This window comes from Massilia sp. UYP11, assembly GCF_050434805.1.
In the GTDB taxonomy this organism is placed as follows: Bacteria; Pseudomonadota; Gammaproteobacteria; order Burkholderiales; family Burkholderiaceae_D; genus Telluria.
In genome coordinates, this window is sequence record NZ_JBNDJE010000014.1 from 1 (window position 1) to 12,487 (window position 12,487).

General features: G+C 65.2%; 9 protein-coding genes. 1 reads left to right on the forward strand and 8 read right to left on the reverse strand.

What is annotated here, in order from left to right:
* Window positions 1-394: 394 nt before the first annotated feature.
* Window positions 395-643 (forward strand): HNH endonuclease, encoded by a 249-nt coding sequence (locus tag ABIB38_RS17240; protein WP_429205846.1) that lies wholly within the window; start codon window positions 395-397, stop codon window positions 641-643.
* 72 nt (window positions 644-715) lie between these two features.
* On the opposite strand, the gene ABIB38_RS17245 is transcribed toward ABIB38_RS17240, so the two are convergent.
* The 8 genes from ABIB38_RS17245 to ABIB38_RS17280 all read right to left on the reverse strand — a co-directional run bounded on the left by ABIB38_RS17245 (window position 716) and on the right by ABIB38_RS17280 (window position 12,452).
* Complete coding sequence (locus ABIB38_RS17245; protein WP_429205683.1) at window positions 716-1,267, reverse strand: hypothetical protein; 552 nt, start codon at window positions 1,265-1,267, stop codon at window positions 716-718.
* Window positions 1,268-1,643: 376 nt separating this feature from the next.
* Window positions 1,644-2,045: a DUF1249 domain-containing protein gene (locus ABIB38_RS17250; protein WP_429205684.1), complete on the reverse strand. Its 402-nt coding sequence runs from the start codon at window positions 2,043-2,045 to the stop codon at window positions 1,644-1,646.
* A 334-nt stretch (window positions 2,046-2,379) separates the two neighbouring features.
* The gene (locus tag ABIB38_RS17255; protein WP_429205686.1) at window positions 2,380-3,267 is read right to left on the reverse strand and encodes a TraB/GumN family protein; all 888 of its coding nucleotides are present in this window, start codon (window positions 3,265-3,267) and stop codon (window positions 2,380-2,382) included.
* A gap of 252 nt (window positions 3,268-3,519) precedes the next feature.
* Entirely contained in the window at window positions 3,520-5,085 is a 1,566-nt protein-coding gene (locus ABIB38_RS17260; RefSeq protein WP_429205687.1) for a UdgX family uracil-DNA binding protein, read from the reverse strand.
* Window positions 5,082-6,311, reverse strand: a complete 1,230-nt coding sequence (locus tag ABIB38_RS17265) for a putative DNA modification/repair radical SAM protein (RefSeq protein WP_429205689.1) — start codon at window positions 6,309-6,311, stop codon at window positions 5,082-5,084. The genes ABIB38_RS17260 and ABIB38_RS17265 overlap by 4 nt, the downstream gene beginning before the upstream one ends.
* A gap of 104 nt (window positions 6,312-6,415) precedes the next feature.
* Entirely contained in the window at window positions 6,416-8,047 is a 1,632-nt protein-coding gene (locus tag ABIB38_RS17270; RefSeq protein WP_429205691.1) for a tetratricopeptide repeat protein, read from the reverse strand.
* A gap of 6 nt (window positions 8,048-8,053) precedes the next feature.
* On the reverse strand, window positions 8,054-10,246 hold the full coding sequence (locus tag ABIB38_RS17275) for a putative bifunctional diguanylate cyclase/phosphodiesterase (RefSeq protein WP_429205847.1): 2,193 nt from the start codon (window positions 10,244-10,246) through the stop codon (window positions 8,054-8,056).
* A gap of 34 nt (window positions 10,247-10,280) precedes the next feature.
* Complete coding sequence (locus tag ABIB38_RS17280) at window positions 10,281-12,452, reverse strand: HDOD domain-containing protein (protein WP_429205693.1); 2,172 nt, start codon at window positions 12,450-12,452, stop codon at window positions 10,281-10,283.
* Between the last annotated feature and the right edge of the window lie 35 nt (window positions 12,453-12,487).

A 12,487-nucleotide genomic window follows, 5' to 3' on the forward strand; every position in this document is an offset into this window, starting at 1 on the left:
CCGGCGTCATTCCACTATCGGCTACATCAGCCCGGTACAGTTTGAAAATCTAAAATGCGCCTAACGGAAGTGTCCGTGACGATGGGGGAAGGCCAATTACCAGCTGATCAAAGCGAAGCTGGGTTAAGCAATGATTCGCGCGTAGCATTCATGTGCAGGCTGTAGTTGCGTTGAGCGGGCACTTGCATCAACTTTGTAAATCGGGCAAACTCAGCCAGGACGTACCATGAGGTCGTTCGATGTGCCACCTAGACTGAGTCTGGTGGTTCCCGCGATGTTCTGAGAGCAGACGGGTTTCTCTAACAAAGGAGCCTTGATGCCCAAAACTCTACAGCGCGTTCGCGCACGTGCATTTCTGCGCCAGCATGGTCGCTGCATCTACTGTCACAGTCCAATGTGGCTTTCAGAACCTTCACGCTTCGCGGCCAAACACAAGCTCACAGTAAAACAAGCTCGCCGTTTTCAGTGCACGGCGGAGCATCTCTGCGCAAAAAAAGATGGCGGTAGCAACCTGGCTTCCAACATCGCTGCCGCCTGCCGGTTCTGCAACCTGCACCGTCATTCCCGCAAAGCTGAGCTGACTCCGGAGCAGTTTAAAGTTCACGTACGCACAAGAATTGAGAGTGGCGGATGGCATCCATGATCAATAATGCCAACACATCATGCGCTAATCGGCCGAGTGGTCGCCTACCTAGCGCGACACTCAGCCCGGGTTCTACGCCTTAATGATGATCTCAATCTGGTTTTCGCTGACACCGAATTTTGCAGCGAGACCAGTCTTAGCCTGAGCGATGGTTAATACGAGCCCTTCGCTTGGCTCAAAATCGCCGTCAAGTTGAGTATCTTCAGCAGCTTCTGAATGCTCAACATCAGGAGCAGGCACTGGCACAAAGTCGAGCGTATCGGGATCGATACCGAACTCCTTTTGGATGTCTAAGTAGCGCACTGGATTGCTTCCGCGCCACTTGGACGGTACGCTGATGCGCGCGTATTCACTAATCCTGACTAAGTACCGTCCCTTAGACTTAGGCTCAGGACTCGGAACGACCGCAGAGATTTTTCCGATCAGGAACGCAGTGCCGTGAGGTTCTGTAGCACCGCCCCACTGGCCGTTGTGACGGTTCTGGACCGTAATGAGGTAGTCATGTTTGACTGCATTCTTAGGGTTGAGTACCCATGCTTGGCTTCCACCCTCCTGGAGGATACGGTCCGGCCCACGGGCCGTCATCACGACTACTGCGGTTATATTTCCCATTTCTTGCTCCATGAGGTGATTGTTAGCGAGTACGCATCGATGCGCCATCGATGACCTAACGATATCGCATCACTCGCAACAATGCAAGCAGATTCTGAACCATCACTTCCATAAATGATGCGGACGATGGCGCAACGCTGACGCATGGGGAAGTAGATAGTCTTGTGAAAGGCTATATCAAGCCCTTCGAAGGCCTGAACCCAAATCCTTCGCCATCTATGCCATATAAGATGCGATAGATGGCACAACGCTGATGCATTGGGGACGAGGCAGTCCAATGAGTAGCTATGCAAAGCTCATCGAGCGGGGAAGAATTTGCTGCGATGTCTGAACTGGGTATCTCCTAGCAGCGAGGGCGATGTGCCAGGTCAAGCCTGGCCCAGCACAGCTAAGAAATTTCGCCCACCGGCAGCTGCCGGCCCTCGGCAATTAGTTTCGTCAGCCATTGTCTGAGGAAATTATTTAGCTCTGCCTTAGCCAAGGGGCTGATAGCCATCAGTTCCGGACAGAACACTCTCCGCGAGCCAAAGCAATCGCAGTAGGTCAGCGCACTGACGGTTTCGGCCACCGAGTACACCTCGAGGGTCATGTCAGGATCAGGTATCGCTGTACCATCCCGCCGCTCGAGGTAGTGGCTCATACGAAGCACTAGGCGGTGACGATTCCGCTTTATCACATCCACATGTACATCTCCGTACCCTAGCGCAACGAGCCTCACTGGCCCGGTTATCTCATGCAGAGCAGGAATGAGTTGAATTAGATTTTTGTAGTTCAGATGATGCTGATCCATTGACGGCTTCCGATTATTGCAATACGGGAACCATCTAGGAAAACGGTGAACCGGACAACGCGAACGACTCCACGTTCTTTATTGATCACATCAACAGCTTTTCGAAAACAATGAGGGGTCGAAAATGTGATGGTACCTAACCCCTTGATTTAAGTGGTTTTTTGGTCGAACGGATGTCTCGCGTGGGGGAAACGTGCATGAACAGTGGTTGTTCTTGATGTGGAGGGGCTTGGGAAGCTGCCGTTCTACCATTGAACTACACCCGCGTTGGCAACATTCTACGCGCGTTCGGGGCGGTTTGACAATTTTCCGCCCAACCCGCGTCTGCCGGGGATCAATCCGGCTGCTCGACCGCATATCCCTTCGCCGCCAGCGCCGCGATCACGCCGCCCGGGTCGAGGATATCGCCAATCTTCAGCACGGCGAAGGTCGAAGCATTGGCCGCGAGCGCCTTCTCGGCCGAGGCGATCCATTTCTCGTTCGCACGCGTCTTCATATGCCTGAATTCGGGTTCGGCATCGAACGCCGTACTGTTCATCAGCGCGCCGAAGCAAGCCTCTTCGCGGCTGGCGAAGTCCAGCTTGCGCATCGCTTCGATGTCGCCCTTGGCCCAGGCATCGGCGCGCCGGCTGGCGGCCTCGATGTCCTGCTCCAGCGTGGCCATCGTGCGCGCCAGGCAGGCGGCGTCGCCCAGGGTCGACTTCTTGAAGTTCTTCAGCACCGTGCGCGCATTGTCCATCGGCAGCTGGTACGTCGACGAGGTCTCCTTCAACTTCGCCTTCTGCACCAGGTCCAGCACCTGCTTGCGCACCACGTAACCGTCGACCAGGCCGGCCTGCTTGCGCGCGGCGTTCGCCAGCACCTCGGCCGCGAAGATCGGGCGCTCGCGCTCGACGTCGTCGTCGTTGTCCGGCAAGTACCTGGCCTTGAGCGCGCTCCAGCGCGCATATTCGTCAGCCGGCATCAGGTCGCGCAAGGTGGCGCCGTCCGGATTCTTGCGCACCCCGATCATGCTTGGCAGCAGCGTGATCGACTTGAAGAAACCCGGCTTGGCCGAGGCGCTTGGCGCCGACAGGTATTCCTGCGAATTCCGGATGACGTTTTCGACCTCATGCGAGCGCCACTGCATGTCTTTCGGCAGCGGACCGTACATGCCGAACACCCACAGCACGTGCTCGCCCTTCGACACTTTCCACATGCCCGGACCTGGGCGCTGGGCCACGACGTGGGATCCGTTCCGGCGCCGGTTCGGCCGCGCCGGCATCGACGGCGGCCTGCGCCGGGGTTGGCACGTCTTCCGATTGCGCCCATGCGGGTGCAGCCAGCAGGGATAGACAGAAAGCGGATACGGCAAGTTTGCTCATGAAAAAATCCGGTTGTGGAACACCACCAGATCTTACGTCAAGGACCGCGTCGGCCACCCGGCTGTAACGCGGCTGTTTCAATTACATGAGCGGCGCATAGTGTGCATATGTCAGCTTTCCGGCGGTTCCGGCGCATCTGGCCGGGCCAATAATTCCTGCGCCAGCCGCAAGCCCTTGACCATCACCGAGAACGCCTCCTGCTTGGACGCTTCGTCCGGCACGCGCAGCACGTACGACGGATGGTAGATCGTCACCACCCAGCTGTCGCCATGGCGCACGGGCCGCCCCAGCTTGTCCTTCAGGGTCACGCTGCCGGTCTGCAGCACCGACTTGAGCGCGGTCGCGCCCATGGCGACGATGACCTTGGGTTTGCGCGAGGCGACCTCTTTCTCGAGCCAGTAGTGGCAGGCCTCGATCTCCTTCTGCGCCGGCGTCTTGTGCAGGCGCCGCTTGCCGCGCGGCTCCCACTTGAAATGCTTGACGGCGTTGGTGATGTAGACACTCTTGCGCTCCACGCCGGCCTCTTCGAACACGCGGTCGAGCAGCTTGCCGGCCGGGCCGACGAAGGGCTGGCCGGCCAGGTCTTCCTGGTCGCCCGGCTGCTCGCCGACGAGCATGATCTGCGCGTGTCGCGGCCCTTCGCCGCCGACCGCCTGGGTCGCGTGTTCCCACAGCGCGCAGCGCCGGCACTCGTCCAGCTTCGACGGCTGCTGCCGCTCGGGCTGCGCCTGCTCGGCGTCGATCGGGATCGTGCGGCCGCTGCGCCGGCCTACCGCCTCGACCTGGCCGATGCGGCGCGCGCCGAGGCCGGCCTGGCTCACCAGGGACGGCACCAGCGCGCCTTCCGGCAGGTTCTTCCAGAAGCGCGACGGGATGTGGCTGTTCATGACCTGGGTATTCAGGCGCGCCGGGTTGAAGATGCTGCGGTAATAGGTCAGCCACAGCGCCTCGCCGGCATCAGTCAGGTCGGCCGCGCTCGACAGCAGCGGGCCGGTATGGTGCAGGGTGGCGCCGTCCCACAGCACGCTGGCGTCGGGCGTGGCGATCATCCAGCTCACCTTGCCCATGCGCGCCACGAAATGCTCGGCCACCTGCGGCAGGACGTCGTGGGCGGGTTCGAACCAGGCCACGAAATGGGGCGCGCCGGCCTCGAACGGCCGTTCGCGGAAACGGATGTAGGCATGCATATCGTGTACCTCGCGGCGCACCGCCTTGACCATCGCATGCAGCCGCTGCCCGTCCGGGTCGGCCGGCGACTGCACGTCGTGCTCGCCCTGCTGCCAGCGCCAGATCACCCGGTACAGGAAGGCCCAGCGGTCATGGTCGCGGTAGCAGGCGGCGGTCTGCAGCATCTCCATCAGGGAGCGCGGAATGTGTGGCCTCGGCGGCCTTGGCGCCGTTGCATTGGAAGGCTCCTGCCCGGCCGCTTGCGGTTCAGTCGGGGACGACAGGAGGTCGCCCCCATTATGCGCAGCCGCGTTGGAAGCCGGCGCACCCGAGAACAGGTCGGCGCCCGGCGCGCCCCAGGTCACCGCCTCGGGCGGCACGCCGGCGTGCAGCAGTTCGCGCGCCACCGCGCGCCATGTGGTGAAGCCGTCCACCAGCAGCGGCCGGCCCGCATGCACGCTCGCCACCGCCGTGGCGGCGAGGGCCGCGGCGTTGGACTGGGAATTCATGCGGCCTGCAATTCGGGCCACAGGTTCATCTGCTGCGGCGCATCGGCCATGTGCTTGCGCAGCAGGTCGGAACTGGTCGCGCCCTGCGCCGGCTTGTAGTCGGCGGTGACGACGAAGGGCGCGAGCTTCTTGAGGCTGCAGCGCAGGCGCGACAGGTCTTCCCAGCGGATGCGGCGCAGGCGGCGCAGGTCCACCAGGCGCTTGGCATTGCGCAGGCCAATGCCGGGAATGCGCGGGATCAGGGAGGCGTCGACCCGGTTCAGGTCCATCGGGAAGTGCTCGCGGTTGGCCAGGGCCCAGGCCAGCTTGGGATCGACGTCCAGCGCCAGGTTGCCCGACGTCGGCATCAGTTCGCCGGCCGTGAAGCCGTAGCCGCGCAACAGGAAGTCGGCCTGGTACAGGCGGTGCTCGCGCAGCAGCGGCGGCGGCGCCAGCGGCACGCTGCCGGGGCTTTGCGGGATCGGGCTGAAGGCCGAGTAGTACACGCGCTTGAGCTTGTAGCTGCCGTACAGCGTCTCGGCCGTGTTCAGGATGGTGTGGTCGTCGCTGGCGTCGGCGCCGACGATCATCTGCGTGCTCTGGCCGGCCGGCGCGAAGGCCGGCGCCTTCGGCTCTTCGGCTTTTTCGTCCAGCTTGCGCCGGATCGAGCCCATCGCCAGCTTGATCGTGTGGACGCTTTTTTCGGGCGCGAGGCGGGTCACGCTGTCGTGGGTCGGCAGCTCGATGTTCACCGACAGGCGGTCGGCCCAGCGGCCGGCTTCCTGGATCAGCAATGGATCGGCGTCGGGGATGGTCTTGAGGTGGATGTAGCCACGGAACTGGTGCACCTCGCGCAACTGGCGCGCCACCGCGACCAGCTGCTCCATCGTGTAGTCGGCCGACTGGATGATGCCCGAGCTGAGGAACAGGCCGTCGATGTAGTTGCGCAGGTAAAAATCCTGGGTCAGCTTGACCACTTCATCGACCGCGAAGCGCGCCCGCGGCACGTTCGAAGTGCGCCGGTTGATGCAGTACTGGCAGTCGTAGATGCAGAAGTTGGTGAGCAGGATCTTGAGCAGCGAAACGCAGCGGCCGTCCGGCGTATAGCTGTGGCAGATGCCCATGCCGGTGGTGGCGCCCAGGCCGTCCTTGCCCTCGGAGCCGCGCTTGGGTGCGCCGCTGCTGGCGCAGGATGCGTCGTACTTGGCCGCGTCGGCCAGGATTTCGAGCTTGTCGTTGAGTTCCATCGCGCGCACCTGACTGTATGGGCATACAGTATAACGCGGCGTGCATACGTGTACGGTGCGCTGGCGCAGGGATGTGCGCCTGCCGACGGTTCAAATGCGGGACGTCAGGCCGAAATCAAGCGCTCCGCCTGGGACAACTGATGCGCTTCCATCCTGCGCGCGACCTTCGTCAGGTAGGCGCTGGCCGGCGCCACGCCGGCGGCGCCGGCCCGGTGCAGCCAGGCGTAGGCCTCGACCAGGTCGCGCTGGGCGCCCTGCCCCGCCGCGTACATCACGCCGAGGTTGAACTGGGCCCGCGCATGGCCCTGGCGCGCGGCGCACAGGTACCAGAAATGGGCCGCCTCGTAGTCGCGCTCCACGCCCTTGCCGCAGTCGTAGCGCAACCCCAGCTCGAACTGCGCCAGCGCGTGCTTCTGGTCGGCCGCCTTGTGGAACCAGTCGGTCGCTTCGAACGGGTCGCCGTTTTCCAGCCGGTCGAGCAGCGCGCCGACCATGTACTGGGCCGGCGCGTAATCCTGGCCGGCCGCGCGCCGGTACCAGGCCAGGGCTTGCGCGCTGTCCTGTTCGACGCCGTTGCCGGCCTCGAAACGCAGGCCCAGGTCGAACTGGGCCCGCAAGTGGCCTTGCTCGGCCGCCTTGCGATACCACCCGGTCGCCTCGGCCGGATCCTGCCCGACCCCGTTGCCGGCATCGAGCAACTGTCCCAGGTGATACTGGGCCGCCGGCAGTCCCTGCTCGGCCGCGCGCCGGTACCAGGCGGCCGCCTGCGCCGCGTCAACCGCCACGCCCTGCCCATGTTCATGGCGCATGCCGAGGCTGTTCTGGGCGCCGGCATGCCCCTGCTCCGCCGCGCGCCGGTACCAGGCCAGGGCCAGCGCCTCGTCGCGCGCCACGCCGTGGCCGCCGCTGTCGCCCGAGTCGTAGATGAGCGCGAGATTGAACTGCGAGCTGGCGTGCCCCTGTTCGCCGGCGCGGCCGTACCACAGGATCGCCTGACGGCTGTCCTGCTCGACGTCCTGACCCTTGTCGTAGCGCAGGCCGAGGTTGAACTGGGCCGGCGCGTGGCCCTGCTCCGCCGCCTTGCGCATCCAGGCCAGCGCTTCGCGTGCGTCGCGCGCCACGCCCTGGCCGGCCTCGTAGCGCAGACCCAGGTTGTACTGCGAGCGCGCATAACCCTGCTCGGCGGCGCGCCGGTACCAGCGCAGCGCCGCTTCCTGGTCCTGGGCCACGCCCTTGCCGGTCTCGAACATCATGCCCAGATTGTGCTGCGCACCGGGCTCGCCCTGGTCGGCCGCCTGGCTGAACCAGTGCAGCGCGCGGCCCACGTCGCTGGTCACGCCATGGCCCTTCGCGTACAGCCAGCCCAGGTTGTACTGGGCCGGGGCATAACCCTGGTCGGCCGCGCGCCCGTACCAGTGGGCCGCCTGGCCGAAGTCCTGCTCGACGCCCTGGCCCTTCTGGAACATCACGCCGAGGTTGTACTGGGCCTGCGCCAGGCCCGCCGCCGCCGCCATCCGGTACCAGGCCACCGCCAGCTCGTCGCTCTTCGGCACGCCCTGGCCGCTCGCGTACATGAAGCCCAGGCTGTGCTGGGCCTGGGCCACGCCGCGCTCGGCCTGCGCTTTTACGCGCAGGAATTCGGCGGAATGCGCGGCGGAATGCGCGGCGGAACGCGCAGCGAAATGCGCGGCGCTATCAGCCGGCGCGGCGCTCGCTCGCAGCGGGGCGTCGGGCATGGGCGGTCAGGCCTGCACCGCGCGCAGGCTGCCGCCCGACTGGGTGCGCAGCGCGGCCATGAAGTCCTGCAGCGGGATCGGACGGTAGAACAGGTAGCCCTGCATCGTCAGGCAGCCGTTGGCGCGCAGGTAGCGCGCCTGCTCCTCGGTCTCGACGCCTTCGGCGATCAGGTTCAGGCCCAGGCCGCGCGCGATCGAGATGATCGCCAGGATCACCGGATAGTGGCCGTCTTCCTGGTGGATCTCCTTGACGAAGGACTGGTCGATCTTGACGGTGTGAATCGGGAAGCGGTGCAGGTACGACAAGGACGAGTAGCCGGTGCCGAAGTCGTCGATCGCGATCGACACCCCGAGTTGGCACAGCTTGTTGAGCTGCTCGATCGCGTACTGCGGATTGCGGATGCAGATGTTCTCGGTGATCTCGACCTCGATCTGCTGCGGAGAAATACCGTAGCGCACCAGCGCGCCGCGCATCTTCTCGAAAAAGTCGCCGCGGTCGAGGTATTGCGGCGACAGATTCAGCGACAGGCGGATCTCGCTGCCGCCGATCGCATTCCACTTCAGCATGTCGCGGCACAGCGCGCCGATCATCCAGTCCGAGATCGGCAGCATCAGGCCGTTCTCTTCGGCGAACGGCAGGAACTCGCCGGCCGACAGGCGGCCGCGGGTCGGATGGTTCCAGCGCATCAGGGCTTCGGCGCCGGTGATGCGGCCGGTCATGGCGTCGATCTGCGGCTGGTAGAACATCTCCAGCTCGTCGTGCTCGAGCGCGCGGCGCAGCGCCTGCTCCAGCGCGATCTTCTGATGCGACACTTCGAGCATCGAGTCGTGGTAGAAGCTGTGGCCGTTCTTGCCCAGCGCCTTGACCTGGTACATCGCGATGTCGGCGTGGCGCAGCAGCTCGTCGATCGATTCGCCGTCCTTCGGATAGATCGCGATGCCGATCGAGGCCGAGATGTGCACCTGATGGCCGTCCAGGTCGAACGGTTCCTGCAGCACCTCCAGGAATGCATCGGCCACCATGCGCGCATCGTCGCGGTCGCGCAGCTCGGGCAGCACGATGGTGAATTCGTCGCCGCCCTGGCGCGCCAGGGTGTCGCCCTTGCGCAGGCACTCCTTCAGGCGGCCGGCCGCCTGCTGCAGCAATTCGTCGCCCTTCACGTGGCCCAGGGTGTCGTTCACCAGCTTGAAGCGATCCAGGTCGATGAACATCACCGCCAGCTCGGTCTGCTTGCGCTTGGCCTGGATCACGGCCAGGCCGAGGCGGTCCTTGAACAGGATACGGTTCGGCAGGTCGGTCAGGATGTCGTGATAGGCCTGGTAGGAGATGACTTCTTCGGCGCGCTTGCGGTCGGTGATGTCGCGCGCCACGCCATAGGTGCCGAAGAATTCGAGCTTCTTCACTTCCTGGTCCGGCACGTGCATGCCGATCGCGTTGAGCGAGATCGTCATCAGGGTGGTGTTGAAGGTGCGGTCATGGCCAATGCCGCCGCGGCATTTCAGGCGCAGCTCGACGTTGCGCGAGGCGCGCTCGTCGACGCGGCGCTCGTTGAACACGTAGCGCGCCCGCTCCAGGTCTTCCTCGTGCACCAGGATCGAGTAATGCTGGCCGATCAGCTCTTCGCGGGTGTAGCCGAGCAGCTGGTAGGCGCGGTCGTTCACGAAAGTGAAGCGGCCCTCGTGGTTCAGGGTATAGATGATGTCCGGCGACGAGTCCACCAGGTAGCGGTACATCTTCTCGGAGTTCTCGAGCTGGTTCGCGATGCGCGCGTTGTCCAGCGTCAGGCGGCGCCGCTGCAGCGCATTGCTCACGGTGGAGAGCAGCTCCTCGCGGCTGTAGGGCTTGCGCAGGTAGCTGTAGGCGCCGCGCTTGAGCGCGCCGATCGCGGCGTCGATGCCGACCTCCCCGCTCATCACGATGACGTCGGCGTCGATGCCCTTCTCGTTGATGAAGTCCATGATCTCGTGGCCGCCGATGTCGGGCAGGCGCAGGTCGAGCAGGACGAGGTCGAAGTGCTGACGCGAAAGGTGAGCGAGAGCATCAGTTCCTGACGGCGCCGTCACAAGACGGTAGCCGCGTCCCTGCAGCAGTTCGTACAGCGAGGACAGCAGGCGTGGCTCGTCGTCGACCAGCAGCAGGCGTGGCTGGCTGTCGGTGTCGAGGGTCTGGGAAAGGGGAGCGGGGTCGCCGGGAGGCATGGTGGCGGTGGCGGGATGGGCGTGCATGTGCGGGTTAAGCGGAACCGAGGGCGCGCGCCGGGAACGCGGGGGTCGCGCCGGCGCCGGACCACGCCGGCAGGAGGATTTCAAAGGAAGTGCCGGCGCTGCCGCTGCGGCAGGCGATGTGGCCGTCGAGCTGCTTGACCAGGCCATGGACGATCGACAGGCCCAGGCCGCGGTTGGCGCCGGCCTCGAGGCCGTCCTTGGCGCTCCTGACCGGAGAAAACAGGTTGGCCAGCACCTCGCGCGACAGGCCCGGGCCGTTGTCGCTGACGACGAGTTCCAGGTAGACCCGGCGCTCGCGGTTCACGTGGCCGCGGTTGACGATCTCGATCCGCCCGTCCGGGCGCGAGCCCAGGGCCTCGACCGCGTTCTTGACCAGGTTGACCAGGATCTGCTTGAGCAGGTCGGGATCGCCCTCGATCGCGCCATCGCCTTCCATGCGCGCCACGACCTGGATCGTGGCCGGCATGTAGCCGCTGCCGCGGAACAGCCGCAGCACGTCGTCCACCACCTTGGCCGCATCGAGCGGGCGGGGAGCGGCGTCCGGCGTGCGCTGGTCGGCAAGGCTGCCGATCAGCTGGCCGACGCGGTCGATCTCTTCGCTCAGGATCGCCAGCTCGCCGCCCACCGGCTCCTGGCGCGCCAGCTTGCCGTCCAGGACACTGAGGTAGTTCTTGATGATCGCCAGCGGATTGTTCACCTCGTGGATCACGCGGCGCGAGGCGTCGCGGAATTCCTCGGCCACGCTGGCCAGCTGGCGCCGCGCGTGGCCGCGCTCGAGCAGCAGGTTTTCGAGCGCGGCGGCGGCTTGTCCGCCGAAGGCCTGCATGAAGCGCTCGCGGCGCTGGCAATGCGGCAGCTGCCAGCCGGGCACGCCGCCGACCAGCACGCCCAGGCAGCGCGGGCCGACGACCAGCGGCACCACCACCAGGCTGTCGGTACCCAGCATGCGCAGCAGCTGTTCCTCGGCCAGGCCCAGCTGGTCCTGGTGGCGCGCGCGCTGCACGAAGGCCGGACGGCGCTCCAGCGCGCTGCGCGCGACCGGGCCGCCCTTCGACAGCGGCAGCGTAAACTCGGCGATGCGCTGCACGCCGAAGGTCGGCGCGCCGGACAGCAGCTGGCCGGTCGGGTTCTCGAGCAGCACCACGGCGCTGTCGAAGTCGAACAGGATGCGCGCGGTGCGCGTCATCGCGTCCAGCAGGCCCGACTCGCCCTGCTGGCGCGCCAGGCTCTGGCCGACTTCGGACACCAGCACCATATTGCGCACTTCCTCGTTCAGGCGCTGTTGCACCGGATCGGCAGGCGCTGGCGGCGCATAGGCCGGCGGACTCGGGATGTCGTCGGCGCCCGTCAGGTCGATGCCCAGGTGGGCGGCGGCCTGCTCGACCTGGCGCGCGGCGCTCTCGACCATCCGGGCCGCTTGTCCGGCGTGCAGGCCGCACAGCGCGCTGGCGTCGACCACCATCGTCGCATCGTCCGCATGATGGGACAGCACATGCGCCAGGCGCACGATGCGGATCAGGGGATGGCTGGACTCGAGCCGCTCGCTCGGTTCGTGGTGGTACAGCACCGCGTCGGCCAGGAACGAATCGAGCTGCCAGCGCTCGATCAGCCAGGCGCCGGCCTCGGTGTGGGTGATCTGCAGGGTGCGCTGCTCGACCGCGCACAGGTCGTCGTCGTCGCGCGCGGTGAAATTGAAGGCGTATTCCTTGGGCGCCGCGGCCAGCAGCGCCAGCCGGCCGACGTTGTGCAGCAGGCCGCCCAGATAGGCTTCTTCGGGATGCGCGTAGCCCAGCGCGCGCGCCGCGTCGCGCGCCAGCACCGCCGCACTGAGCGAATGCTTCCAGAACGCGCGCAGGTCGATGCTGTTCGAATGGGGGAAGCTGTTGAAGGTCTGGAACACCGAATCGCTGATGACCAGGGTCTTGATCATGTCGGTGCCGAGCGCCACCAGCGATTGCTCGAGGTCGGCGTTGCGCGTGTGGCGGTGGTAGGCGGAGCTGTTGGCCACCGCCAGCAGCTTGCCGGTCATGCCGGCATCCTTCGCGATCAGGGCGGCCAGTTCCGGCATGCCGAGGTCATCGGCCTGCAGGTGCTCGATCAGCTTGACCAGGATCTGCGGCATGGCCGGCAGACGGGCAATCAGCAAGCGATTGCGGATGTCCTGGTCGGATTGGTGCATGTTTTCTAGCACGGCCGCCACTTGTCGAAGGTTTG

Excerpts from the sequence above, each read along its gene's own strand:
- ABIB38_RS17275 (WP_429205847.1), bottom strand. The coding sequence starts at position 10,246 with ATGCCTCCCGGCGACCCCGCTCCCCTTTCCCAGACCCTCGACACCGAC.
- ABIB38_RS17280 (WP_429205693.1), bottom strand. The coding sequence starts at position 12,452 with ATGCACCAATCCGACCAGGACATCCGCAATCGCTTGCTGATTGCCCGT.
- ABIB38_RS17260 (WP_429205687.1), bottom strand. The coding sequence starts at position 5,085 with ATGAATTCCCAGTCCAACGCCGCGGCCCTCGCCGCCACGGCGGTGGCG.
- ABIB38_RS17240 (WP_429205846.1), top strand. The coding sequence starts at position 395 with ATGTGGCTTTCAGAACCTTCACGCTTCGCGGCCAAACACAAGCTCACA.
- ABIB38_RS17245 (WP_429205683.1), bottom strand. The coding sequence starts at position 1,267 with ATGGAGCAAGAAATGGGAAATATAACCGCAGTAGTCGTGATGACGGCC.
- ABIB38_RS17270 (WP_429205691.1), bottom strand. The coding sequence starts at position 8,047 with ATGCCCGACGCCCCGCTGCGAGCGAGCGCCGCGCCGGCTGATAGCGCC.
- ABIB38_RS17250 (WP_429205684.1), bottom strand. The coding sequence starts at position 2,045 with ATGGATCAGCATCATCTGAACTACAAAAATCTAATTCAACTCATTCCT.
- ABIB38_RS17265 (WP_429205689.1), bottom strand. The coding sequence starts at position 6,311 with ATGGAACTCAACGACAAGCTCGAAATCCTGGCCGACGCGGCCAAGTAC.